Source organism: Actibacterium sp. D185-2 (genome assembly GCF_054954595.1).
In genome coordinates this window covers 593,520-617,643 of record NZ_JBPWNX010000001.1, presented here as the reverse complement: position 1 = coordinate 617,643, position 24,124 = coordinate 593,520, and the positions used below count along the sequence as shown (strand labels likewise).

The following is a 24,124-nucleotide window of genomic DNA, read 5'->3' as shown; positions in this document are numbered from 1 at the left end:
GGCGTCGCCTTGATTTTCGCAACACCTAGACTAGGCTCACTTTACTTCAACACGATCTTGGGGGATTCGTGACCACATCGCATATCAACCTCGTAAAGCTCTGCGTTGGCGCCGAAAAGGTCGAAGACCTGATCGACTGGCAGGCCCAGCGTCAGGCGCAAACTGGCGCGCCGCCGCGCCATGTCACCCGCATGCGGCCGAAACGCGCCGACGAACTGCTGAATGGCGGCTCGCTCTATTGGGTGTTCAAGGGGATGATTCTGGCCCGTCAGCGGGTCGTCGCACTGGAAGAGGTCCGGGGCGACGACGGCATCCTGCGTTGCGGCATCGTACTGGATCCGGTCGTGATCCGTACCGAAGGCATCCCGCGCCGCCCGTTTCAAGGCTGGCGCTATCTGACCCCCGAGGACAGCCCCCGCGACCTGTCCGGCGCGCGCGCGCAAGATACCGATCTGCCCCCAGATCTGATGGCCGCGCTGGCCGAAATCGGCGTGTGCTAGATCAGCCACGACGCAGGTAAATTTGCCCGGACGGATACCCGCCAACGCGGAAATCGTATAAAATAAAGGCAGGTTTCAAGTTCAACAGGAGTATGATCGATGATCACCAAGTTGGCGACCTGCACATGCATTGCAGCACTGTTTCTTACCGGAGCCGCGAACGCCGAAGAGGGGTTCTATGCCGGTTTTGGTTTTGGCCTGACAGATATGGAATCTCAGGCCGAATTCGGTGGCACTTCCGAAGGTGCCTTGCCGATGGTGGCCCTGACGGCGGGTTACCGCGCCGAGGCTGATCGCTTCTTCTATGGTGCCGAAATTGACGCCGACATGTCCTTGGACGGCAATCTCGATTATCAGGGCACGGAATGCGGCGACGGCTTCGCCAATGGGCCCTATTACTGCGAACATGACGCGACGCTGCGTCTTCGCGGCGTGATCGGCACTGATCTCACCCCGCAGTTGGAAGGGTTTGCCACACTTGGCTACGGCGTGATGTGGGGCAAGGGCGCGGTCGCCGGTGACGGCAGCACCGACAATGGCGTGAATAGCGGCGTCACGGTCAGCCTTGGCCTTCAGCACATGATGCAAAAGGGCAAGCTGCGTTACGAGTTGATCTATGACGATTTCGGAAACACCGGCGAAAAGCCCGCCGATCTGTACAAACCCGACTATCAGGCGGTGTCGCTCCGGCTGATGTATCTGATGTCCTTCTAAGGCGTATCTTCGGCCTTGCCCCCGGCGACATGGGTTGTGGGGGCAAGGTCCGCAGTACAGCGTCCGCGATCGGGGCGTTAATCCTCGATCCCCAGACGGGCCGTCAGCACGGCATAGGTGGCTCGCATCTCGTCGCTCCAGCCGTCCCGGCGGCTTCGGAATAATGTGGCCTGGCTTTGATGCACACAACCATCCGTTAGGGCCTTCAGATGGTTGGCGCGCAGCGTCTCGCCGGTCGAGGTGATGTCGGCCACCGCCTCGGCAGTCAGGTTCTTGACCGTGCCCTCGGTTGCGCCTTGGCTGTCCACCAGTTGATAGTCGGCCACGCCGGCCTCGCGCAGGAAATCCCGCACCAATCGGTGATACTTGGTGGCAATCCGCAGGCGGAATCCGTGCGTGGCGCGAAACGCCGCCGCCGCCCCATCCAGATCGTCCAGCGTATCCACATCGACCCAGCATTTCGGCACTGCGATGATCAGGTCCGCATGGCCAAAGCCCATCGGTTCCAGCTCGCGCAGCTTGTCTTCCCAGTCGGCGATCTTTTCGCGCACCAGATCCGATCCGGTCACGCCCATCTGAATCCGCCCGGCGGCCAGTTCGCGCGGGATTTCCCCGGCCGACAGCAGCACCAGTTCGATTCCGTCGACCCCCTCGACCGCGCCCGCATATTCGCGTTCCGATCCGGTGCGGCGCAGGCTGATACCGTGATCGGCGAACCAGTCGAAGGTCTTTTCCATCAACCGCCCCTTGGAGGGCACGCCCAGTTTCAGCGTCATTGCCCCGCCTCCGTCGTCAGCATCAGCACCTGCGCGGGGCGCACTACACCGCCCACCGCCGGGATCGACCGGCCCTGGCCCAGAACCCGCGTCAGCGCGTCATAGCGCCCGCCGGTGGCGACCGGCGGCAGATCGGGCCGGGACTCGGCATAGAAGCCGAATACGAAGCCGTCGTAATATTCCATCGTCGTGCGGCCATAGCTGGCCTCGAAATCCAGCGCCGCCACATCGACCCCCTGCCCCGCCAGCGCATCCAGCCGACGTTCAAACCGGGTGACGGCGGGCAGGATATCGGGCAGATCGACCGCGACATCGCGCAGATGTTCCAGCGCGTTGGTCGAGGTTTCGCGCAGCCCCAGAATATGGTCGAGGATTTCCAGTTCCGCCCCGGTCAACGGCGGCGTCGCGGCGGATTCTTCCAGCGCTGTGATGCGGGCCGCGACTTCGGCCCGGCTGCGCAAACCGATTTCGGGGCCCGCCTGATCCAGGACAGCCTTGGCGCCGTTTTTCTGAACCTGGTTCAAAAGCCGTGTCCGCGTCTCGGGCATCGGGGTGCGACCGCCGAACAGATCCAGCAGCGCCCGAAACCGGCGCGGCCGCCACAGGTGCCGTTTCAGCGCGGCCTTGCGCCGGTCGGTCGTTGTCAGCCCCTCGATCGCGGCCAGCAGGATACCGATATCACCGGTCGCGGCATGCAGCCCGAGCGGCGACAGAACCTCGGCGAACAGCGCGAAAACCTCGGCATCGGCGGCTTCGGGATCCGCGCGGTCGAACACCTCATAGCCGACCTGAAAATATTCGCTGGCGCGGCCAAGCTCGTGCTCCTGTTTGCGGAACACCTCGCCCATATAGGTATAGCGCGCGGGCTCGGCGCCGTCCGCCATATGCATCTGCACCACCGGCACGGTAAAATCCGGGCGCAGCATCATCTCGCCGCGCAGCGGGTCCGAGGTCATATAGGCCCGCGCGCGAATATCCTCGCCATAGAGATCCAGCAGCGTGTCGGCGGGTTGCAGAATCGCGGCCTCGACCGGCAGGCCGCCGGCGGCCTGAAAGAACCCCAGCAGGCGTTCTGCCTGGGCCCGGATCGCCGCTTTCGACGCTGCGTTCATTCCGCTGCCCCGTCAATGATCCTGCGGATCTCGGCCACCAGATCGCCACGCGCCACTTCGAACTGCGCGGGCTGGGACTTCCATTCCTCCAGGCTGGCGCTTTGGGCGATCTTGGCGCCCAGGATCAGATCCTTGATCTGCACCACGCCGCGCGCGGCCTCGTCGCTGCCCTGAATGACCGCGACCGGCGAATTGCGCTTGTCGGCATATTTCAGCTGGTTACCGAAATTCTTCGGATTGCCCAGATAGACCTCGGCACGGATGCCCGCTGAACGCAGTTCACCGACCATCGCCTGATATTCGGTCATCCGGTCGCGATCCATCACGGTCACCACAACGGGGCCATGGATCGTGCCGCCGATCCGGCCCTTGGCGCGCAGCGCCGCCAACAGGCGATCCACCCCGATCGACACGCCCGTGCCCGGCACCGTCTGCCCGGTGAAACGCTTGACCAGATCGTCATAACGCCCGCCGCCCGCAACCGATCCGAATTGGCGCGGACGACCCTTTTCATCAAGGATTTCGAAGGTCAGTTCGGCCTCGAACACTGGGCCTGTATAATACCCCAGGCCGCGCACGACGCTTGGGTCGATCTCGATCCGCTCGGGGCCATAGCCCTGGGCCGCCAGCAACTCGGCGATGGTTTCCAGCTCCTGCACGCCTTCGACGCCGACATCCGAGCCCTGCACCAACTCACCCAGCCGCGCACAGGTCGCGGCGCCGCTGTCGCGTTTGGCGGCCATGAAGCCCATGATGGTTTCGGCCTGTTCGGCACTCAGATTGGCGCCGTCGGTAAAGTCGCCCGACTCGTCCTTGCGGCCCGCCCCCAACAGCGCGCGCACGCCCGTCTCGCCCAGCCGGTCCAGCTTGTCTATGGCGCGCATCACGATGCCGCGCTCATGGGCAAACTTGTCGGGATCGGACGGGTCCAGCACGCCCGCCACCTCCATCACCCCGTTCAGAACCTTGCGGTTGTTGACCCGCACGATGTAGTCGCCGCGCGGGATGCCCACGGCCTCCAGCGTGTCCGACAGCATCGCGCAGATCTCGGCATCGGCGGCCACCGACGCGCTGCCCACCGTGTCGGCATCGCATTGATAGAACTGGCGAAACCGCCCCGGCCCCGGCTTTTCGTTGCGCCAGACCGGCCCCATCGTATAGCGCCGGTAGGGCGTGGGCAGATCGTTGCGGAACTGCGCCGCGACCCGGGCCAGCGGCGCGGTCATGTCATAGCGCAGCGCCAGCCAGTCGCCGTCCTCCTCCTGCCAGGCGAAGACACCGGCATTCGGGCGGTCCACATCGGGCAAGTATTTGCCCAGCGCCTCAACCGTTTCCACAGCCGAGGTTTCCAGCGGATCGAAGCCATAGCGATGATAGACCTCGGCAATCGCGTCGAGCATTTGCTTGCGCTCGGTCACGTCCGCGCCGAAATAATCGCGGAAGCCTTTGGGCGTTTCCGCCTTGGGGCGCCGGGGTTTCTTGTCCTTGGCCATCGCTTTTCGTCCCTTCCGTCGGGTTCGCGCGGGGCATAGCGGATGGGAACCGGCGGGGCAAGGCGGGGCTGAATTCAGGCATGTGATTTCCATGAGAGTTCGATATGAGTCCCATATGACAAACACGCATATCGGAGCCTGCAATGAGCGACAACCGGCTGACCCTTCTGGAAGAGCGGATCGCGCATCTGACCGCAGCGGTGGACGATCTGTCGGATGTGGTCGCGGCACAGGCGACCGAAATCGCGCTGCTGACCAACCGCGTGCGGATGCTGATGGAGCGTGAGGCCGAGCGCGAATTCGATCAGGGCGGCACCGTGCCGCTGGCCGATCAGAAGCCGCCGCACTGGTAGGGCTCAGAACTGAAGCAGCATCCGCCGGACCCCGATCCCGAAGGCCAGAATGCCGACAGCGACCGTCAGCGGCCGTTTGGGCACCCGGCGCGCCAGAAGCCCGCCGATCAGCGCGGCGGGCAGCCCCCCGACGACCAGCCCGGCGACCGAACTGCCCACGTCGGACCAATCCGTATTCTCGCCCCACATACCGCCCGCGAATGTCGCGCCAAGCGTCAGGAACACCGCGAAAGAGACCATAAGTTCGGCAAAGGCGGAACTGCCGATCGCGTTGCGCGGGTTGACGCCTGCCCCCAGCAGCGCAGAGCTGACGATCGGCCCCCAGCTACCGCCGATCCCCTCGACCAGGCCGCCCGCCCCGCCGATCAGGCCAAGACGCGTGGTGCCCAGAACCCTTGGCGCCGATCCCCGCAGACCGCGCAGAATGATCAGCGTGCCGATCAGCAACAGGTAGCTGGCGATCATCAGGTTCAGCAGATCGCCCTTCAGGTTCGACAGGACCAGCGCCCCGACCAGCCCCCCGACGATGCCCGATACCGCCAGCCGGCGCGCCATCGGCCAATCGGTGTTGCGGTTGGCCTGATGCGACAGCGCCGCCACCGTCCCGGTCGGGATCTTCGCGGCATTCACGGAGGCCGAAACCAGCGCGGGCGTAACGCCCTGCCCCAAAAGGATGGCCGAGGATATGACACCGAACCCCATGCCAAGCGCCCCATCCGCAAGCTGCGCGACAAAGCCGACAAGAACAAACAGCAGAAACTCTTCCACGACCGCAGGGGCCTTTCACCAGAGACTCACCGCGCCATCAATCTATTGAATCCGGGCAACCGGCAAGAGCGTTGCATCGCACCGAAGGCCGCGCCAAGGGCTCTGCGGGCTCAGACCTCTTCCACCATCATCACCCCCGGCAGCGACTTGATCGCACCCTTGATCTGCGGGTTCACCGGATAATCATCGGGTAACGCCACCTCAACCTCGCCAGGCAGATCGGACGCCATCAGGCAGAACTGCACCGGCCCGCGCCCGCGCATCCCGCTTTCGCCCTTTGCCCGGTCCAGCAACCCGGCCACGGCACTGACCGCGCCCGCGTCATCGACAAAGATCTTCAGCCCCATCGAACCCGCGTCGGCCACCACGCTGTCAATCGGCTGAATCGCCTGCGCCAACAGCTTGAGCTGATCGCTTTCCAGCTCGGCCTTCACCGTCAGCACCACGTTGGACCCGGTTTCCAGGTAATCGCGCGATGCCTCGAGTACATCGGAAAACAGCGTGACCTCATACAGCCCGGTCGGATCCGAAAGCTGGGCAAAGGCAAAGCGGTTGCCCTTGGCCGATTTGCGTTCCTGCTTGCCCGCAACCGAGCCCGCCAGCTTGCCGATGAACGGACCATTCTGCGCCTTGGCGGCGACCTCTTCCAGCGTCATCACCTTCTTGCGCCTCAGCGCGGTCATGTAGTCGTCCAGCGGATGACCCGACAGATAGAACCCGATCGCCTTGTGCTCTTCGGCCAGCCGCTCATTCGGCAGCCAGTCGGCCACCGGCGACAGGCGCGGTTCCGGCAGGTCATCGCCCGCCTCGCCGAACAGCGAGACCTGATTTGACGAACGCTGTTCATGAATGGCGGCGGAATAGTTCACCAACGCATCCAGGCTGTCGAACACCCGGCGGCGGTTGGCATCAAGCTGATCGAACGCCCCGGCCCGCGCCAGCATTTCCATCGGGCGTTTGCCGATCCGTTTCAGATCGACCCGGCGGGCGAAATCGTAAAGCGTGGCAAAAGCTTTGCCGTCGCGCCCCTCCTCGATCAGGCGCATCGCATCGACGCCGACATTCTTCAGCGCGCCCAGCCCGTAGACCAACCGCCCCTCGGACACGCCGAACAGCGCGCCCGAGCGGTTGACGCAAGGCGGGATGATCTCGATATCAAGGCCGCGGCGCACCTCTTCGGCATAGGTGTTCAGCTTGTCGGTCAGGTGGATATCGCAGTTCATGACGGCGGCCATGAATTCCACCGGATAGTTCGCCTTCAGATATCCGGTCTGATAGCTGACCACCGCATAGGCGGCGGCGTGGGATTTGTTGAAGCCGTAATTGGCGAATTTCTCCAGCAGGTCGAAAACCTCGGTCGCCTTCTTCTTGTCGACACCGTTTTCGGCGGCCCCTTTTTCGAACTTCGGGCGCTCGGCGTCCATCGCCTCCTGAATCTTCTTGCCCATCGCGCGGCGCAGCAGGTCAGCGCCGCCCAGACTGTAGCCCGCCATTTCCTGCGCGATCTGCATCACCTGTTCCTGATAAACGATGATGCCCTGGGTTTCCTCAAGGATATGGTCGATCAGCGGGTGGATCGATTCCAGCGCCTTCTGCCCGTTCTTCACCTGACAATAGGTCGGGATATTCTCCATCGGGCCGGGGCGGTACAGCGCCACAAGGGCCACGATATCCTCGATGCAGGTGGGCTTCATCTGGCGCAGCGCGTCCATCATGCCCGAGCTTTCAACCTGGAACACGGCGACCGTTTTCGCGCTGGCATACAGACGATAGGTGGGCTCGTCATCCAGCGGGATCAGACCGATATCAATGTCGATGCCGCGCTGTTTCAGCAGGTTCAGCGCCCCTTGCACGACGGTCAGGGTTTTCAGCCCGAGAAAGTCGAACTTCACCAGACCGGCCTGCTCGACCCACTTCATGTTGAACTGGGTGGCGGGCATGTCGGAGCGCGGGTCTTGATACAGCGGCACCAGTTCATCCAGCGGGCGGTCGCCGATCACCACACCGGCAGCATGGGTCGAGGCGTTGCGGAGCAGCCCCTCGACCTGCTGGCCATAGGTCAGCAGGCGTTCGACCACTTCCTCGTTCCGGGCCTCTTCGCGCAGCCGGGGCTCGTCGATCAGCGCCTGCGCGATGGAAACGGGCTTTACCCCCTCGACCGGGATCAGCTTCGACAGCCGATCCACCTGGCCATAAGGCATCTGCAACACCCGCCCCACATCGCGCACAGCGGCCTTGGACAGCAGCGCGCCGAAGGTGATGATCTGCGCCACTTTTTCGCGGCCGTATTTCTCCTGCACATACTGGATCACCTCTTCACGGCGATCCATGCAAAAGTCGATGTCGAAGTCGGGCATCGACACCCGCTCGGGGTTCAGGAAGCGTTCGAACAGCAGGCTGTAGCGCAGCGGATCAAGGTCAGTGATGGTCAGCGCATAGGCCACCAGCGAACCGGCACCCGACCCCCGCCCCGGCCCCACCGGAATATCGTGATCCTTGGCCCATTTGATGAAATCGGCCACGATCAGGAAATAGCCGGGAAAACCCATGCCCTCGATAATACCCAGTTCGAATTCCAGCCGCGCCTCGTATTCCTCGACCGGGGCCGCGTGGGGGATCACCGCCAGCCGCGCCGCCAGCCCGGCCTTGGCCTGACGGCGCAGCTCCTCGACCTCGTCATCGGCGAATTTCGGCAGGATCGGATCGCGCCGTTCAGATTTCACCGCACAGCGGCGGGCGATTTCCACAGTGTTTTCCAGCGCTTCGGGCAGGTCGGCGAACAGCGCGGCCATTTCCTCGGGCGATTTGAAATAATGCTGCGCGGTCAGGCGGCGGCGCGGTGCCTGTTGATCGACATAGGCCCCCTCGGCGATGCAGATCAGCGCGTCGTGCGCCTCGTACATGTCCGTCTTGGGGAAATAGACGTCATTGGTGGCCACCAGCGGCAGATCCATCGCATAGGCCATTTCCACATGGCCGCGCTCGGTCGCCTGCTCGGCCTCGGTCACCTGCCCGCCCTCGCCGGGATGGCGTTGCAACTCGACATAAAGGCGGGCGGGATAGATCGCCGCCAGCCGGGTCATCAGCGCCTCGGCCTTCGGGCGCTGCCCGGCCTGCAACAGCTTGCCCACCGGTCCCTCGGGGCCGCCGGTCAGGCAGATCAGCCCGTCCGAATACTGCGCCAGTTCCGCCACCGCCACCTGCGGCAACTGCCCCCCCGTGTCGAGATAAAGACACGAGTTCAGCTTCATCAGGTTCATATACCCCGCCTCATTCTGCGCCAGCAGAACCACAGGCGCGGGTACGCGCGGCTTTTCGCCCGGCGCGGGCGGGTCATAGGCCAGATCCACCTGGCACCCGATGATCGGCTGAATGCCGACACCACTGGCGCCCACGGAAAATTCCAGCGCCGCGAACATGTTGTTGGTGTCGGTCACTGCCACCGCCGGCATCCCCGCGGCTTTGCACATGTCTGGCAGTTTCTTGACCCGAACCGCCCCCTCAAGAAGCGAATATTCGGTGTGAAGGCGAAGGTGGATGAATCGGGGTGCGCTGCTCATCCGGCCAAACTATCCGGGCACGGCGTCGGGTTCCAGCATCTCGATCCGGTTGCCGAAGGGATCGGCGGTATAAAATCGCCGAAAGCCGGGCAGGTCATCGTCCCAGACCACCGGAAAGCCCGCTTCGCCCAGCCGCGCGGCCAGCGCCGTCAGCCCGTCAACCACCAGCGCCGGGTGGGCCTTTGTCGCGGGGCGGAAATCTGCCTCGACCCCCAGATGCAGCCGCACCGGCTCGGCCTCGAACCACGCGCCACCGCGGGCCGCCAGAACCGGGGGCTTGGCGCGCTCAGCCAGACCTAGCACATCGCCATAGAAACGGCGCGCCGCGGCCTCTTTGCCGGCGGGCATGGCAAGCTGAACATGATGAAGCGCGGCAAGTTTCATTCCGATCCCTCGTGCCAGATGCGGTCGACTACACCCTATCCCCACACCAGCCGCCAGACAAAGCCCCGCCACTGGCCACAGCGCCCAATTCTTGACCACCCGGCGCAGAACACGGCAATCAGGCGGGTCGTGGCCTTGCCAATCGCGCGATTTGCCGTTTTGCTGGGCATCTAAAACCCGCGCACCTGCTTTCTGCCGCATCGGGCAGGGGCGCTTTGGGGCTGACGCAAAGAAAGCGGCGGGTTTCGTGAATGGAAATCGCGTTTCTTCTGAACGGAGAGACCATGTGCGTGAACGATGAGCCGCACACCCGCACCCTGCTTGACTGGCTGCGCGAGTGCCGCGGCCTGACCGGGACCAAGGAAGGCTGCAACGAAGGCGATTGCGGCGCCTGCACGGTCATGGTCAGCGATGCGCAGGGCGCGCGCGCCCTGAACGCCTGCATCCTGTTCCTGCCGCAGCTTCACGGCAAGGCCGTTCGCACGGTCGAAGGCATCGCCGGGCCGGACGGCGCATTGCATCCGGTCCAGCAAGCCATGATCGAGCATCACGGCTCGCAATGCGGATTCTGCACACCGGGTTTCATCGCGTCGATGGCAACCGCGCATTTGAACGGCGCCACGAATTACGACGATCAACTGGCCGGCAACCTGTGTCGTTGCACCGGCTATGCCCCGATCATCCGTGCGGCACGGGCCGCCGCGGATCAGCCCGTGCCGGACTGGCTGAAACGGGAAACCGATCCTGCCTTCTTTTCCGCACAAATATCCTCGGGGGGTGTGGGGGGCAGACAGCCCCCCATCGGCGCCGACATCTGCCGCCCCGAAACCAGCGACCAGTTGGCCGCGTGGTATCAACAGAACCCTGGCGCCACGCTGATCGCGGGCGCCACGGATGTGGGGCTTTGGGTCACGAAAGAGTTGCGCGATCTGTCGCCGGTGGCGTTTCTGGGTGGCTGCATGGATTTGCAACAGGTCTTGGTGACCGACACCGAAATCCGTATCGGCGCCGGGGTCACGATCACCGATCTGGGGGCGCTGATGGCCGGTCACCACCCCGACTTCGCCGAACTGATCCGCCGCTACGGATCGACTCAGGTGCGCAACGCGGCGACGATCGGCGGCAATATCGCCAATGGCTCGCCCATCGGCGACGGCCCGCCCGCGCTGATCGCACTGGGCGCGCAACTGCATCTGCGCAAAGGCGATGAACGTCGTTCAATCGCGCTTGAGGATTTCTTCCTCGAATATGGCAAACAGGACCGCGCCCCCGGTGAATTCGTCACGGCGGTCAGCATCCCGCGTCAACCGGACCGGCTGAAATGCTACAAGCTGACCAAACGGTTCGATCAGGACATTTCCGCCGTCTGCGGCTGTTTCAACATCACCGTCGCGGACGGGGTGGTGACAGACGCCCGTATCGCCTTTGGCGGCATGGCCGGCATCCCGAAACGCGCCACCCATGTCGAGGCGGCGCTGATCGGACAGCCCTGGCACGAAGACGCGATCACGCGCGCAGCGCCCGAATGGGCGTGCGATTTCACCCCGATGAGCGACATGCGCGCCTCGGCCGACTATCGCCTGAACACCGCCCGCGCCCTGCTGACCCGGTATTTCCTGGAAGACCGGGGCGCGCCCGCACGGGTGCTGGAGGTGACGCCATGAGCGTGACCAAACCGCTGCCCCATGACGCGGCGCAACTGCATGTGACCGGCCAGGCACGCTATGTCGACGACATCCCGACACCGGGACAGGCACTGCATCTGGCCTTCGGCCTGTCGGAAATCGCACGCGGCACGATCCTGTCGATGGATCTGGACGCGGTGCGCGCGGCGCCGGGCGTGGTGGCGGTGCTGACCGCATGGGACCTGCCGGGCGCCAACGATACCTCGCCCTCGGCGCATGACGAACCCATGCTGGCCGAGGGCGAGGTGTTCTATCTTGGCCAGCCGCTGTTCCTGGTGGTCGCCGAAAGCCACCTTGCGGCGCGCAAGGCCGCGCGGCTGGGCGACATCACCTATGACGAACAGCCCGCGCTGCTGACCATCGACGACGCATTGGCCGCCGACAGCCGGTTCGAGGAAGGGCCGCGGATCTATCAGACCGGCGATGCCGACGCGGCAATCGCCGGCGCCCCCCATATCGTCGAGGGCGTGATAGACATCGGTGGACAGGAGCATTTCTATCTCGAAAGCCAGGCGGCAATGGCGGTGCCGCTGGAAGGTGGCGACATGCTGGTGCATTCCTCGACCCAGCACCCGACCGAGATTCAACATAAGGTGGCCGAGGCCCTGAACCTTTCCATGAACGCCGTTCGGGTAGAGGTGCGGCGGATGGGCGGCGGCTTTGGCGGCAAGGAAAGTCAGGGCAACGCACTGGCCGTGTCCTGCGCCGTGGTGGCACGGATGACAGGCCGCCCCGTCAAGATGCGCTATGACCGCGATGACGACATGACCATCACCGGAAAGCGTCACGATTTTCGCATCGCCTATCGCGCAGGTGTGGATCAGGATGGCAAGATTGCTGGTGTGAACTTTGTTCAATATGCCCGCTGCGGCTGGTCGCAAGACCTGTCGCTGCCGGTGGCGGACCGGGCGATGCTGCATGCCGACAACGCCTATTACCTGCCCCATGCCCGGATCGAAAGCCACCGGCTGAAGACCCACACCCAATCGGCCACCGCCTTTCGCGGCTTCGGCGGACCGCAAGGCATGGTCGGAATCGAACGGGTGCTGGACCACATTGCGCATGAGTTGGGCAAGGACCCGCTTGAAGTGCGGCGCGCGAATTTCTACCGCAACGGGCAAAAGACACCCTATCACATGGTGGTCGAGGATTTCGTGCTGGACGAAATGACCGAGGCGCTGATCGACACCGCCGATTACCACGCCCGCCGCGCCGCGATTGCGGACTGGAACGCCGCCAACCCGATCTTGAAAAAGGGGATCGCGCTGACCCCGGTCAAGTTCGGCATCTCCTTCACGCTGACCCATCTCAATCAGGCGGGCGCGCTGGTGCATGTCTATCAGGACGGATCGATTCACCTGAACCATGGCGGCACCGAGATGGGGCAAGGCCTGTTTCAAAAGGTGGCACAGGTCGCGGCCTCCTGTTTCGGGGTCGGGGTCGAGACGGTAAAAATCACCGCGACCGATACCGCCAAGGTGCCCAACACCTCGGCCACGGCGGCGTCTTCGGGGTCGGATCTGAACGGAATGGCGGTGAAGGCCGCCTGCGACACGATCCGTGACCGGATCGCCGAACATCTGGCCCAGACCCATCAGACCGACCCGCGCCGGGTGCATTTCGAGGGCGGCAAGGTATTCGTCGGCGATGACGAAATGACATTCGCCGCCGCCGCGACCAGCGCCTATCAGGCGCGGGTGCCGCTGTCGGCCACCGGCTTCTACAAGACGCCGAAACTGGCGTGGGACCGGATTGCCGGGCGCGGGCGGCCGTTCTTCTATTTCGCCTATGGCGCGGCGGTGACCGAGGTGGTGATCGACACGCTGACCGGCGAGAACCGGATCCTGCGCACCGATATCCTGCATGACGCCGGCGCCTCGTTGAACCCGGCGCTGGATATCGGACAGGTCGAAGGCGGGTTCGTGCAGGGCGCGGGCTGGCTGACCACCGAAGAGCTGATCTGGGACGCCAAGGGGCGGCTGCGCACCCATGCGCCCTCGACCTACAAGATCCCCGCCTGTTCCGACCGGCCCGATATCTTCAACGTGGCGCTGTGGGACAAGGCCCGGAATGTCGAGGAAACGATCTATCGCTCCAAGGCGGTGGGCGAGCCGCCCTTCATGCTGGGCATTTCGGCGCTGATGGCACTGTCGGACGCGGTCGCCGGCTGTGGCCCGGCCTATCCCGCGCTGGATGCCCCCGCGACGGCAGAGCGCATCTTGAACGCCGTTCAAATGGTGCGTGCGTGAGTTTTGACCGCGAGGCCGTGACCCGGGCCGTGGCGGCACGGGACCGCATTGTGCGTGTGGTCGTGGCCCATGTCGACGGTTCCGCCCCGCGCGAGGTTGGCGCCGCGATGCTTGTCTGGGCCGACGGGCAATCGGGCACGATCGGCGGCGGCGCCCTGGAATTCGAGGCCGCAAAAACCGCACGCGGGATGCTGGCCGACAGGCGCGCCGCCCGGCTGGACCGGATCGCGCTGGGTCCCGCGATGGGGCAATGCTGCGGTGGGGCGGTGACGTTGGTCAGCGAGGTGTTCGATGCCGCCACGCTGAACACCGTGCCGGACCATGTCTTTGCCCGCAACATCGACGGCCCCGCCACGCCGCCCTTGCCGGTCCGGCGGGCGCTGGCCGACCTGCGCAACGCAGGCCAGCCGCCCCGACCGCAGCTTGTGCAGGGCTGGATGATTGAACCCGTCATGCCCACCGCCACGCCGCTTTGGATCTATGGTGCCGGGCATGTGGGTCGGGCGCTGGTCGCCACCCTGTCGCCGCTGCCCGATTTCGCGATCACCTGGGTCGATACCGGCCCCGAACGCTTTCCCGATGCGGTCCCCGATAATGTTACTCGCCTGATCGCGGCCAACCCCGCCGATCTGGTCCGCTTCGCCCCGGTCGACGCGCAGCACCTGATCCTGACCTATTCTCATGCGCTGGACCTGGATCTGTGCCACCAGGTTCTGACCCATGGGTTCGGGGGGGCGGGCCTGATCGGATCGACCACAAAATGGGCGCGGTTCCGCAAACGACTGACCCAGCTTGGCCATTCGGATGCCCGGATTTCGTGCATCCGCTGTCCGATTGGGCATCCTGAGCTTGGCAAACACCCCCAGGCCATTGCCCTGGGCGTCGCCGCGACGCTATTGTCGCATGAAAACGCGGCAAAAAGCGCAAGGGGCGCGGCGGGGTGACGACTCTTTTAACAATCGAGGGCCTGACCAAGGCCTATCCCGGCGTTGTGGCCAATGATGACGTGTCTTTCAAGATTTCCAAAGGCGAGGTTCACGCGCTGCTGGGTGAAAACGGCGCCGGAAAATCCACACTGGTAAAGATGATCTACGGGCTGGTGAAGCCAGACAGCGGCCGGATGACGCTGCGCGGGCAGCCCTATGAGCCATCCGAACCCCGCGCCGCCCGGGCCGCTGGCGTGGCGATGGTGTTTCAGCATTTTTCACTGTTCGACGCGCTGAACGTGGCCGAGAACATCGCGCTGGGCATGGAAAACCCGCCGCCGCAGCGCCAGCTTGCCGCGCGCATCCGCGCGGTCAGCGAAACCTATGGCCTGCCGCTTGATCCCGACCGGATGGTGGGCGATCTGTCGGCGGGCGAGCGGCAGCGGGTCGAAATCATCCGCTGCCTGTTGCAGGACCCCAAGCTGCTGATCATGGACGAGCCGACCAGCGTTCTGACCCCGCAGGAGGTCGAAATCCTGTTCACCACGCTGCGCAAACTGTCGGCCGAGGGGACGGCGATCCTGTATATCTCGCACAAGCTGGAAGAAATCCGCGCGCTGTGCGACAACGCCACGATCCTGCGGCGGGGCCGCGTGGTCGACAGTTGCAGCCCACGCGAAAAATCCGCCGCCGAACTGGCCGAGATGATGGTGGGCAGCAAGCTGCACACGCCCAGCCGGCCCGCGGCGGCCCCGGGCGAAGTCGTGCTGGAGGTAATGGATCTGTCGATCCGGTCGGCCAATCCGTTCGGCACCTCGCTGAAGGATATTAGTTTCACCCTGCATTCGGGCGAGGTTCTGGGCATCGGTGGCGTAGCCGGAAACGGCCAGGACGAGCTGCTGGCCGCCCTGTCGGGCGAGGCGCTGGCGCCTGCGGGTGCGATAAAACTGCACGGCGCGGCGATTGGCGACATGGGCCCCAACCCGCGCCGCCATATCGCCGTGCTGACCGCCCCCGAGGAACGGCTGGGTCATGCTGCCGCCCCCGACATGAGCCTGACCGAAAATGCCCTGCTGACCGGCGCGATCCGCGAAGGGCTGGCCGCGCGCGGCTTTTTGAAATGGCCCGCCGCGCGGGCCTTTGCCGAAAAGATCATCCACCAGTTCGACGTGCGCACCCCCGGCCCCGGCAATGCCGCGCGCTCACTTTCGGGCGGCAATCTGCAGAAGTTCGTGATCGGGCGCGAGGTGCTGCAGCGCCCCGAAGTGCTGGTGGTGAACCAGCCCACCTGGGGCGTCGATGCGGCCGCCGCCGCGGCAATCCGGCAATCGATCCTCGATCTGGCCGAAAACGGCACAGCGGTGATCGTGATCAGCCAGGATCTGGACGAGTTGATGGAGATTTCGGACCGCTTCGCCGCGCTGAACGAAGGGCGGCTGTCGCCCGCCCGCCGCAGCCGCGGCCTGACGATGGAAGAGATCGGCCTGATGATGGGTGGCGCCCATGACATGGAGGTGGCCCATGTCGAGACCTGAACAGAGTTTTCTTGCCTCCGGCGGGGATATTTGCACGAAAAAGAAGCCGCAAGCAGGGGGCGCGCGATGATCCGGCTGGAGAAACGGCCCGCACCATCGCGGTTCTGGACGGCGGCCACCCCGATCCTGGCGGTGGCCCTGACCATGGTGGCGGGTGGTTTGCTGTTTGCCCTGCTGGGCAAGGACCCGTTCGAGGCGATCCGCACGATTTTCTGGGATCCGCTGTTCAACGCGCAATTCGCCAGCTATTCGCGGCCGCAGCTTCTGGTGAAGGCCGGGCCGCTGATCCTGATCGCGATCGGGCTGTCGCTGGGCTTTCGCGCGGGCATCTGGAACATCGGCGCCGAGGGGCAGTATATCGTCGGCGCGATCTGCGGCGCGGGCGTCGGGCTGGCCTTCTATCCGCTTGAGGCCTGGTATGTGTTTCCACTGATGGTGCTTGCCGGGGCTTTGGGCGGCTGGGCCTGGGCGATGATCCCCGCACTGCTGAAGACCCATTTTCGCACCAATGAAATTCTGGTGTCGTTGCTGCTGGTCTATGTGGCCGAGCAATTGCTGGCCTCGATGGCGCTGGGGCTGATGCGCAACCCCGAGGGCGGCGGCTTTCCCGGCTCGCGCAATCTGCAGCAATATCCCACCGCCGCGAATCCCGAACTGATCGCGGGCACGGGGATGCATTGGGGGCTGGTTGCGGCCTTCGTGTCGGTGATCGCGGCCTATGTGTTGCTAAACCGGCATATTCTGGGCTTTCAGATCCGGCTGACCGGCGAAAGCCCGCGCGCGGCGCGGTTTGCCGGGGTCAATCCGAATGCACTGATCCTGTTCTGCCTTGGCACGTCGGGGGCACTGGCCGGGCTGGCGGGGCTGTTCGAGGTCAGCGGCCCGGCCGGTCAGATCAGCATCGATTTCAATACCGGATACGGCTTTACCGCGATCATCGTGGCCTTTCTGGGCCGGCTGCACCCGGTGGGCATTCTGCTGGCCGGGCTGCTGATGGGGCTGACCTATATCGGCGGCGATCTGGCACAGTTCATGCTGGGCCTGCCCGCCGCCGCCATTCAGGCGTTTCAGGGGATGCTGCTGTTTTTCCTGCTGGGCGTGGATGTGCTGAGCAATTTCCGTATTCGCATCGGCAGATCGGAGGCCGCGTGATGGACCTGTCCGCAATCAACCCTGTCATCCTTGTCGCCTCGCTGATGGTCGCGGCCACGCCGATCCTGCTGGCCGCGCTGGGCGAGCTGGTGGTCGAAAAAGCCGGCGTTCTGAATCTGGGCGTCGAGGGGATGATGATCACCGGCGCGATCTGCGGCTTTGCCATCGCTGTGGAAACCGGCAGCCCCGGGCTGGGCTTTCTGGCGGCCATGGCCGGGGGCGCACTGATTTCGCTGGTCTTCGGCTTTCTGACCCAGGTTCTGATGTCCAATCAGGTGGCAACCGGGCTGGCGCTGACCATGTTCGGGCTGGGCCTGTCGGCGCTGCTGGGCCAGGGCTATGTCGGGCTGAAGCCGCCGCCCGTCGCCAAGCTGGATCTGGGGCCGCTGTCCGATATTCCGGTATTGGGGCGGGTGCTGTTTTCGCACGATCCGGTCGTCTATGTCTCGTTGGTTCTGGTGGCGGGGCTTTGGGCGATGCTGCGCTATTCGCGGCTGGGGCTGATCCTGCGCGCCGTGGGGGAAAACCACGATGCGGCCCATGCGCTTGGCTACAAGGTTGTCCGCATTCGTCTGATGGCGATCGCCTTCGGCGGCGCCTGCGCCGGGCTGGGCGGGGCCTATCTGTCGCTGATCCGGGTGCCGCAGTGGACCAACGGAATGACCGCCGGGGCCGGCTGGATCGCGCTGGCCATCGTCGTCTTCGCCTCGTGGAAGCCGGGGCGCGTCCTGCTGGGCGCCTATCTGTTCGGCGGGGTCACCGTGCTGCAGTTGAACCTGCAGGCCGCCGGGCTGGCCATCCCGGCCGAGTATTTGTCGATGTCCCCCTATCTGATAACCATCATCGTGCTGGTCATCATGTCCGCGGACCGAAGCCGCACCGCGTTGAACGCGCCTGCGTCGCTGGGCCGTGTATTCCATGCCTCAAGCTAGAGGCAAAGCTGCCAACCCGGGCGAAACGCCCGCACCTACATGGGAGAAAACCATATGAAACGCAGAACACTGCTGGCCGCTTCGGCCATGGCGCTTGGCCTGGCGACCGCCGGTGCCGCCTTTGCCGAAGACAAGATCAAGGTCGGCTTCGTCTATGTCGGCCCGAGCAACGATGGCGGCTGGAGCCAGCACCACCACGAATCCGCGCTGAAGATGAAAGAGCATTTCGGCGACGCGATCGATTTCGTCTATCAGGAAAGCGTGCCCGAAGGTGCCGACGCGGAACGCACGATGACGCAGATGGCGCTGTCCGGGGCCGACCTGATTTTCACCACCTCCTTCGGCTACATGGATCCCACCATCAATGTCGCGTCGAAATTCCCCAACGTGAAGTTCGAGCACGCCACCGGGTACAAGACCGCCGACAATGTGTCGGTCTATTCGGCACGCTTTTACGAAGGCCGCGCCGTGACCGGGTTCCTGGCCGGGAAGATGACCAAATCGAACAAGATCGGGTATATCGCCTCCTTCCCCATCCCCGAGGTCATTCGCGGCATCAATTCGACCTATATCCATGCGAAAAAAGCCAACCCGGATGTTCAGCTTTCGGTGATCTGGATCAACACCTGGTTCGACCCGGCGAAAGAGGCGGACGCGACGCAGGCGCTTCTGGATCAGGGTGTCGACGTGGTTCTGGCCCATACCGATTCCACCGCGCCGCTGGCCGTGCTTGAAAAGGCGGGCGGCTATGGCTTTGGCCAGGCGGCCGACATGGCCGAATACGCCCCCGCCCCGCGGATTTCGTCGATCATCGACGAATGGGCACCCTATTACATCGACCGGGTTCAGGCGGTGATCGACGGCACCTGGGAAAGCGTGAACACCTGGCAGGGCATCGGCGACGGCATGGTCGGCATCGGTGCGTTCTCCGGCGTCATCCCCGAAGATGTGCGCGCCGCGGCCGAGGCGCTGAAAACCGCAATCGCAACGGGGGAATACCACCCGTTCACCGGCCCGCTGAACAAGCAGGACGGCACCCCCTGGCTGGCCGAAGGCGAAGTGGCCGATGACGGCACGCTGGCCGGCATGAACTTCTATGTCGAAGGCATCACCGGCGACATCCCGCAATAAGCGCGGCGTTCAGGCACGAAACGACAAAGGCCCGCATCACGCGGGCCTTTTTGTTAGGGACACTCGGCTTTTTTGGTCCATATCGCGCCGGGGTCATGCCGCGCCGACCAGATGGATCAGCACCCCCGCAGCAGCGCAGCCGGCAAGTACGGTGGCCGTGCCCAGCCTGAACCGGAACACCGCGACGATTGCCGCCGCCACCAGCAGGGCCGCAGCCGGATTGACCGAGGCAAGCACGGGCAGGTCGATCTGCAGACCGTAACCCGCAACCCCCGTGACCTGATCGAACACCACATGCAGCCCGAACCAGACCGCCAGGTTCAGGATCACCCCGACCACCGCAGCGGTGATCGCAGCCAGCGCGGCACTGAGCGCCCTGTTGTCGCGCAGCCGTTCGATGAAAGGCGCACCAAGGAAGATCCACAGGAAACAGGGCGTGAAGGTCACCCATGTGGTCAAAAGACCGCCCAGCGTTCCCGCCAGCAGCGGCGACAGCGCGCCGGGTGCGCGAAAGGCGCCCATGAACCCCACGAATTGCGTGACGATGATCAGCGGCCCCGGCGTCGTCTCGGCCATGCCGAGCCCATCCAGCATCTCGCCCGGGGCAAGCCAGCCATACCCGCTGACGGCTTCCTGACCGACATAGGCCAGCACCGCATAGGCCCCGCCAAAGGTCACCACCGCCATCTTGCTGAAAAACAGCGCGATGGCCGAAAACACGTTGCCGGGGCCAAGCGTCAGCAGCAAAACCGCGGTCGGTGCCAGCCAAAGGGTCAGGAAAATCGCCGCGATCCGAAAGACCCAGGCGCGGTTGACGCGCACATGCTCGGGGACCTCCTCGCCCAACACCGTGTCGGCATCGGCGACCTGCACCTTGCCCACGCCCCCGTGCGCGCCGCTGCCCTGAAACGCCCGCAGCCCCGCCCGCGCACCAAGATAACCAGTCAGCCCCGCAGCGGCGATAATTGCCGGAAAGGGCACATCGAACCCAAAGATCGCAATGAACGAGGCCGCAGCGATCCCCAGCATCACCCGATTGTGCAGCGCCCGGCCCCCGATCCGGATCACCGCCTGCAGCACGATGGCCAGCACTGCCGCTTTCAGCCCGAAAAACAGCGCGCCCACGATGCCGAGGCCGCCATAAAGCGCATAGACCCAGCTCAGCGCCATGATCGTCACCAAACCCGGCAGAACGAACAGCACCCCGGCGATGATCCCGCCCGGCGTCCGGTGCATCAGCCAGCCGATATAGACGGCAAGCTGCTGCGCCTCGGGCCCCGGCAAAAGCATGCAGAAATTGAGCGTGTGCAGGAACCGCTTCTCGCCCAGCCATTTCTGCTCTTCGACAAGGATGCGGTGCATCATGGCGATCTGACCGGCCGGGCCGCCGAAACTCAGCAGCCCCACCCGCGCCCAGATCCGAAAGGCCGCGCCCAGACCGGGATGGGGCGGTTCGGGTTTGTTACAGTAAATGGCATTCGGCGCTGACAAGAGCGTTCTCCCCAAAGATTTGCATCGGAACGCGGGCTTCGGCCCGCTAATGCGTCAGGTCCTGAAACCGCTCGAACATCATCCGGTATTCGGTGGGAATCTCGCGAAACGATAGAATGCCCGCCACCGCGCCGTTGTCCATTACCGGCAGGTGGCGGAACGCGCCGCCGATCTTTGCGGCCAGCGCCTCGCTCAGGGCCTCGTCGATATCCACCGTCACCGGGTCGGGCGTCATGATCATCGCCACCGGCGTGCTGTCCAGCGGCAGGCCCCGTGCCACGCCGCGGCGCACCACGTCGCGCTCGCTCAGGATACCGGCCAGCGCACCGCCCGCGCCCAGCACCGCCACCGCGCCGATATTGCGGGCGTCCATCAGCGTGCACGCCGCGCGCACCGATGTATCGGTGGGGACATGGAACAGGGGCCGCCCGCCCAGGATGTCGCGAATGGATTTGATAAGCATGTGCCCCTCCGGCAATTCCGTCATGCCCGCAGATGTACCAGAAACATCCGGTTTGCCCAGCCCGGCGCGCGCTTGCCCCGCCGCCCCACGCCGGATAGGTCTGGACTATCCGCACAGAAGGTACGCCATGCCCATCCCCCCCGCTCTGACCGCCCCCGACGGCAGCCCCGCCAGCGCCTTTTCCTTCGGCACGATGCAATTCGGCGGCACCGCCGACGCAACCACCGCGCGCGCGCTTTATGACGCCTGCCGCGATGCCGGGATCAGCTTTTTCGACACCGCCCATATCTATAACGAAGGCCGCGCCGAAACTCTGCTGGGCCAGTTCGCGGCGCCTGAACGCGACAAGCTGGTGATCGCCACCAAGACCGGGATGGAACAGGGCGGCTGCGGCGGCACCACCATCGCGCGGGAATTCGACGAAAGCCGTACCCGGCTGGGCATGGATTACATCGATATCCTGTATCTGCACCGCTGGGACGGCGCGACCCCGCTGGAGGAAAGCTTCGCCGCGCTGGCCACGCTGAAAGACGCGGGCAAGATCGGCCATATCGGCCTGTCCAACTTTGCCGCCTGGCAGGTGATGAAGGCCGTGCGCGTGGCCGCCGGGTTCGGGCTGAGCGTTTCGATCCTGCAGCCGATGTATAATCTGGTCAAACGTCAGGCCGAGGTAGAGCTGCTGCCGATGGCCGCCTCCGAAGGGTTCAACGTGGCGCCCTATTCACCGCTGGGTGGCGGGCTGCTGACCGGGAAATACGCCGCTGGCGGGGCGGGACGCCTGGCAGAGGATGACCGTTACAAGGCGCGTTACGGTCAGGGCTGGATGCATGACGCCGCCGCCGCGCTGGCCGCACTGGGGGCCGAGCTGGGCATCGCCCCCGCGACGCTGGCCGTGGCCTGGGTCGCGCACAACCCCGCCGTCACCGGCCCGATCCTGTCGGCGCGCAACGTCGAGCAGCTTGTCCCATCGCTGGCGGCGATGCGGTTCGACATGGACGCGGCGCTGTATGCCCGCGTCAGCGCGCTGACACCAACGCCGCCCCCCGCAACCGACCGGCTGGAGGAAACCCTATGAGCGATATCATTGTCATCGGCGGGGGGATCGCCGGCATTTCCGCCGGGGCCCGGCTGTCGCATCTGGGCAAGGTCACCGTGCTGGAGGGCGAAACCGCGCTGGGTTACCACGCCTCGGGCCGGTCCGCCGCGATGTTCGAGGAAACCTACGGCCTGCCCTCGACCGTCGCGCTGAACCGCGCCAGCCGCGACTATCACATGACCGCCAACGGCGGCGTGACATCGCCGCGCGGGCTGATGCTGGTGGCAGGTGCCGGGCAGGATGCCCAATTCGCCGACGAGTTGGACCAGATGGAACTGGCCGAGCTGTCGCTGGACGACGCGCGCGCCATGGTGCCGATCCTGAACCCGCAGACCGTGACGCGGGCCGGGCACAGATCCGATGCCTGGGATCTGGACACCGACCGTCTGATCCAGAACTTCGCGCGGGACATCCGGGACAATGGCGGCGCGGTGCTGACCGGCCAGCGCGTCACCGCGATCACGCGGCAAGGCGCGGACTGGCAAGTGCAGACCACGCAGGGCGTGTTCGGCGCGGCACTTCTGGTCAACGCCGCCGGGGCCTGGGCCGATCAGATCGCGGCCATGGCCGGGGTCGCGCCGCTGGGCTTCACGCCGTACCGCCGCTCGATGGCGCGGCTGCCCGCGCCGGGCGGGCACGATCTGCGGCACTGGCCGATGATGTTTGGCGTCGGCGAAAGCTGGTACGCCAAGCCCGATGCCGGAAAGCTGCTGGTCTCACCCGCCGAGGAAGATCCGATGGAACCCTTCGACGCCTGGCCCGACGACATGGTGCTGGCCGAGGGGTTGGCGCGGTACGAGGCCATGGTGACCGAGCCCGTCATCCGGCTGGAAACAAGCTGGGCCGGGCTGCGGACCTTCGCGCCGGACCGGGCGCTGGTGATCGGGTTCGATCCTGACACCCCCGGCTTTTTCTGGCACGCGGGTCAGGGCGGTTATGGCTTTCAGACCGCCCCCGCCGCCAGCCAGCTTGCCGCCGATCTGGTGGCCGGACGCGCGCCCGAACTGGGGGCCGATCTGGCGGCACAGCTGTCGCCCGCACGGCTGCGCCGATGACCCGGCCGCCGCGCAAGCTGCACCTGCCCGATACGGTCGCGGCCAGCGAAATCACCGGCGATGGCCGCCGCTTCGCCCCTTCGGCGGGGCGGAACCTGGCCCCGATCCTGGACTTGTTGCACCAACACGCCCCCGCAACCGGCCGGGCGCTGGAAATCGCCTCGGGCACCGGGCAGCATATCCGCGCCTTCGCCGCGGCATTCCCCGGCCTGATGTGGCAACCCACCGATCTGGCCCCCGAAAACATGGACAGCATCCGCGCCTGGGCGGCCCAGGGCGCACTGCCGAACTTGGCCGCCCCGGTGCTGATGGATGCCGCCGCACCGGGCTGGGCCGCCACGCATGGCCCGCTTGACCTGATCGTGACGGTCAACCTGATGCACCTGATCGGCGGAAAGGAAATGCACGCGATCGTGGCCGAAGCGGCCCGCGCGCTGGCCCCCGGCGGGCTGTGGTTTCTGTATGGCCCGTTCCGGCGCGACAGCGGGTTCGCGTCGGACGGCGACGCGGCGTTCCACGCCAGACTGGCCGCGCAGGACCCCGATATAGGCTACAAGGATGTGGGCGCAGTGCGGGCGGCCCTGGCCAGCGCGGGCTTTGCCCCCGTCGATGTGATTGAAATGCCGGCAAATAACCTGACATTTCTGGCCCGCAAGAAATATTCATAGGTTCGCATTCATCTTTTTGACCCGGATCAAGGCCGGATCGCCCACGGGCTGATCTTGGTGACCCTGAATTGAACAGGAGTG

General features: G+C 65.0%; 21 protein-coding genes. 13 read left to right on the top strand and 8 right to left on the bottom strand.

Translation table 11 applies throughout. The features are described from left to right. Positions 1 to 68: 68 nt before the first annotated feature. Together ACSR1C_RS03065 and ACSR1C_RS03060 are read left to right on the top strand one after the other, a co-directional pair. Positions 69 to 500 carry a DUF1489 family protein gene (locus tag ACSR1C_RS03065; protein WP_460257843.1) on the top strand — a complete coding sequence of 144 codons (432 nt, stop codon included), beginning with the start codon at positions 69 to 71 and terminating at the stop codon, positions 498 to 500. Positions 501 to 599: 99 nt separating this feature from the next. Continuing rightward, the gene (locus ACSR1C_RS03060; RefSeq protein WP_460257842.1) at positions 600 to 1,214 is read left to right on the top strand and encodes an outer membrane protein; all 615 of its coding nucleotides are present in this window, start codon (positions 600 to 602) and stop codon (positions 1,212 to 1,214) included. 77 nt (positions 1,215 to 1,291) lie between these two features. Here ACSR1C_RS03060 and hisG read toward each other — a convergent pair whose 3' ends face one another. Genes hisG through hisS form a run of 3 tightly spaced genes read right to left on the bottom strand, consistent with a single transcriptional unit; the run spans position 1,292 to position 4,595 of the window. Continuing rightward, positions 1,292 to 1,990 (bottom strand): ATP phosphoribosyltransferase, encoded by a 699-nt coding sequence (gene hisG / locus ACSR1C_RS03055; RefSeq protein WP_460257841.1) that lies wholly within the window; start codon positions 1,988 to 1,990, stop codon positions 1,292 to 1,294. After that, positions 1,987 to 3,102 carry an ATP phosphoribosyltransferase regulatory subunit gene (locus ACSR1C_RS03050; protein WP_460257840.1) on the bottom strand — a complete coding sequence of 372 codons (1,116 nt, stop codon included), beginning with the start codon at positions 3,100 to 3,102 and terminating at the stop codon, positions 1,987 to 1,989. Before ACSR1C_RS03050 ends, hisG begins: the two co-directional genes overlap by 4 nt. After that, a complete protein-coding gene (gene hisS, locus ACSR1C_RS03045; protein WP_460257839.1) occupies positions 3,099 to 4,595 on the bottom strand; it encodes a histidine--tRNA ligase in 1,497 nt (498 codons plus the stop codon). Before hisS ends, ACSR1C_RS03050 begins: the two co-directional genes overlap by 4 nt. 143 nt (positions 4,596 to 4,738) lie before the next feature. On the opposite strand from hisS, the gene ACSR1C_RS03040 reads away from it, so the two are divergent. Next, positions 4,739 to 4,948 (top strand): SlyX family protein, encoded by a 210-nt coding sequence (locus ACSR1C_RS03040; protein ID WP_460257838.1) that lies wholly within the window; start codon positions 4,739 to 4,741, stop codon positions 4,946 to 4,948. Positions 4,949 to 4,951: 3 nt separating this feature from the next. Here the strand turns inward: ACSR1C_RS03040 and ACSR1C_RS03035 are convergent, their stop codons facing one another. The 3 genes from ACSR1C_RS03035 to ACSR1C_RS03025 all read right to left on the bottom strand — a co-directional run bounded on the left by ACSR1C_RS03035 (position 4,952) and on the right by ACSR1C_RS03025 (position 9,660). Continuing rightward, entirely contained in the window at positions 4,952 to 5,716 is a 765-nt protein-coding gene (locus tag ACSR1C_RS03035; RefSeq protein WP_460257837.1) for a sulfite exporter TauE/SafE family protein, read from the bottom strand. A 110-nt stretch (positions 5,717 to 5,826) separates the two neighbouring features. Continuing rightward, positions 5,827 to 9,276, bottom strand: a complete 3,450-nt coding sequence (gene dnaE, locus ACSR1C_RS03030; protein ID WP_460257836.1) for a DNA polymerase III subunit alpha — start codon at positions 9,274 to 9,276, stop codon at positions 5,827 to 5,829. 9 nt (positions 9,277 to 9,285) lie between these two features. After that, positions 9,286 to 9,660: a VOC family protein gene (locus tag ACSR1C_RS03025; RefSeq protein WP_460257835.1), complete on the bottom strand. Its 375-nt coding sequence runs from the start codon at positions 9,658 to 9,660 to the stop codon at positions 9,286 to 9,288. A gap of 251 nt (positions 9,661 to 9,911) precedes the next feature. Between ACSR1C_RS03025 and xdhA the strand changes: the two genes are divergently transcribed. The 7 genes from xdhA to ACSR1C_RS02990 all read left to right on the top strand — a co-directional run bounded on the left by xdhA (position 9,912) and on the right by ACSR1C_RS02990 (position 19,270). Then, positions 9,912 to 11,324 carry a xanthine dehydrogenase small subunit gene (gene xdhA / locus ACSR1C_RS03020; RefSeq protein ID WP_460257834.1) on the top strand — a complete coding sequence of 471 codons (1,413 nt, stop codon included), beginning with the start codon at positions 9,912 to 9,914 and terminating at the stop codon, positions 11,322 to 11,324. Further along, the gene (gene xdhB, locus ACSR1C_RS03015) at positions 11,321 to 13,594 is read left to right on the top strand and encodes a xanthine dehydrogenase molybdopterin binding subunit (protein ID WP_460257833.1); all 2,274 of its coding nucleotides are present in this window, start codon (positions 11,321 to 11,323) and stop codon (positions 13,592 to 13,594) included. The genes xdhA and xdhB overlap by 4 nt, the downstream gene beginning before the upstream one ends. Continuing rightward, a complete protein-coding gene (gene xdhC / locus ACSR1C_RS03010; RefSeq protein ID WP_460257832.1) occupies positions 13,591 to 14,538 on the top strand; it encodes a xanthine dehydrogenase accessory protein XdhC in 948 nt (315 codons plus the stop codon). The genes xdhB and xdhC overlap by 4 nt, the downstream gene beginning before the upstream one ends. After that, the gene (locus ACSR1C_RS03005) at positions 14,535 to 16,055 is read left to right on the top strand and encodes an ABC transporter ATP-binding protein (protein ID WP_460257831.1); all 1,521 of its coding nucleotides are present in this window, start codon (positions 14,535 to 14,537) and stop codon (positions 16,053 to 16,055) included. The genes xdhC and ACSR1C_RS03005 overlap by 4 nt, the downstream gene beginning before the upstream one ends. Positions 16,056 to 16,121: 66 nt before the next feature. After that, positions 16,122 to 17,207 (top strand): ABC transporter permease, encoded by a 1,086-nt coding sequence (locus tag ACSR1C_RS03000; RefSeq protein WP_460257830.1) that lies wholly within the window; start codon positions 16,122 to 16,124, stop codon positions 17,205 to 17,207. Beyond that, the gene (locus tag ACSR1C_RS02995) at positions 17,207 to 18,139 is read left to right on the top strand and encodes an ABC transporter permease (RefSeq protein ID WP_460257829.1); all 933 of its coding nucleotides are present in this window, start codon (positions 17,207 to 17,209) and stop codon (positions 18,137 to 18,139) included. Before ACSR1C_RS03000 ends, ACSR1C_RS02995 begins: the two co-directional genes overlap by 1 nt. 54 nt (positions 18,140 to 18,193) lie before the next feature. Then, entirely contained in the window at positions 18,194 to 19,270 is a 1,077-nt protein-coding gene (locus tag ACSR1C_RS02990; RefSeq protein WP_460257828.1) for a BMP family ABC transporter substrate-binding protein, read from the top strand. A gap of 93 nt (positions 19,271 to 19,363) precedes the next feature. Here ACSR1C_RS02990 and chrA read toward each other — a convergent pair whose 3' ends face one another. Next, a complete protein-coding gene (chrA, locus tag ACSR1C_RS02985) occupies positions 19,364 to 20,761 on the bottom strand; it encodes a chromate efflux transporter (protein ID WP_460257827.1) in 1,398 nt (465 codons plus the stop codon). A 46-nt stretch (positions 20,762 to 20,807) separates the two neighbouring features. Next, the gene (locus tag ACSR1C_RS02980) at positions 20,808 to 21,224 is read right to left on the bottom strand and encodes a CBS domain-containing protein (protein ID WP_460257826.1); all 417 of its coding nucleotides are present in this window, start codon (positions 21,222 to 21,224) and stop codon (positions 20,808 to 20,810) included. A gap of 127 nt (positions 21,225 to 21,351) precedes the next feature. On the opposite strand from ACSR1C_RS02980, the gene ACSR1C_RS02975 reads away from it, so the two are divergent. From ACSR1C_RS02975 to ACSR1C_RS02965, 3 genes are read left to right on the top strand one after another with little or no spacing between them, the layout of a single operon-like run. Beyond that, complete coding sequence (locus tag ACSR1C_RS02975) at positions 21,352 to 22,299, top strand: aldo/keto reductase (RefSeq protein ID WP_460257825.1); 948 nt, start codon at positions 21,352 to 21,354, stop codon at positions 22,297 to 22,299. Next, a complete protein-coding gene (locus ACSR1C_RS02970) occupies positions 22,296 to 23,375 on the top strand; it encodes an NAD(P)/FAD-dependent oxidoreductase (protein ID WP_460257824.1) in 1,080 nt (359 codons plus the stop codon). The genes ACSR1C_RS02975 and ACSR1C_RS02970 overlap by 4 nt, the downstream gene beginning before the upstream one ends. Next, positions 23,372 to 24,043 carry a DUF938 domain-containing protein gene (locus ACSR1C_RS02965; RefSeq protein WP_460257823.1) on the top strand — a complete coding sequence of 224 codons (672 nt, stop codon included), beginning with the start codon at positions 23,372 to 23,374 and terminating at the stop codon, positions 24,041 to 24,043. The genes ACSR1C_RS02970 and ACSR1C_RS02965 overlap by 4 nt, the downstream gene beginning before the upstream one ends. Positions 24,044 to 24,124: the final 81 nt, after the last annotated feature.

Coding starts and splice junctions, on each gene's coding strand:
- ACSR1C_RS03050 (WP_460257840.1), bottom strand. CDS start 3,102: ATGAACGCAGCGTCGAAAGCGGCGATCCGGGCCCAGGCAGAACGCCTG.
- ACSR1C_RS02990 (WP_460257828.1), top strand. CDS start 18,194: ATGAAACGCAGAACACTGCTGGCCGCTTCGGCCATGGCGCTTGGCCTG.
- xdhB (WP_460257833.1), top strand. CDS start 11,321: ATGAGCGTGACCAAACCGCTGCCCCATGACGCGGCGCAACTGCATGTG.
- ACSR1C_RS02980 (WP_460257826.1), bottom strand. CDS start 21,224: ATGCTTATCAAATCCATTCGCGACATCCTGGGCGGGCGGCCCCTGTTC.
- ACSR1C_RS03040 (WP_460257838.1), top strand. CDS start 4,739: ATGAGCGACAACCGGCTGACCCTTCTGGAAGAGCGGATCGCGCATCTG.
- ACSR1C_RS02970 (WP_460257824.1), top strand. CDS start 22,296: ATGAGCGATATCATTGTCATCGGCGGGGGGATCGCCGGCATTTCCGCC.
- ACSR1C_RS03060 (WP_460257842.1), top strand. CDS start 600: ATGATCACCAAGTTGGCGACCTGCACATGCATTGCAGCACTGTTTCTT.
- ACSR1C_RS02995 (WP_460257829.1), top strand. CDS start 17,207: ATGGACCTGTCCGCAATCAACCCTGTCATCCTTGTCGCCTCGCTGATG.
- ACSR1C_RS02975 (WP_460257825.1), top strand. CDS start 21,352: ATGCCCATCCCCCCCGCTCTGACCGCCCCCGACGGCAGCCCCGCCAGC.
- ACSR1C_RS03000 (WP_460257830.1), top strand. CDS start 16,122: ATGATCCGGCTGGAGAAACGGCCCGCACCATCGCGGTTCTGGACGGCG.
- ACSR1C_RS02965 (WP_460257823.1), top strand. CDS start 23,372: ATGACCCGGCCGCCGCGCAAGCTGCACCTGCCCGATACGGTCGCGGCC.
- dnaE (WP_460257836.1), bottom strand. CDS start 9,276: ATGAGCAGCGCACCCCGATTCATCCACCTTCGCCTTCACACCGAATAT.
- hisG (WP_460257841.1), bottom strand. CDS start 1,990: ATGACGCTGAAACTGGGCGTGCCCTCCAAGGGGCGGTTGATGGAAAAG.
- ACSR1C_RS03025 (WP_460257835.1), bottom strand. CDS start 9,660: ATGAAACTTGCCGCGCTTCATCATGTTCAGCTTGCCATGCCCGCCGGC.
- xdhA (WP_460257834.1), top strand. CDS start 9,912: ATGGAAATCGCGTTTCTTCTGAACGGAGAGACCATGTGCGTGAACGAT.
- hisS (WP_460257839.1), bottom strand. CDS start 4,595: ATGGCCAAGGACAAGAAACCCCGGCGCCCCAAGGCGGAAACGCCCAAA.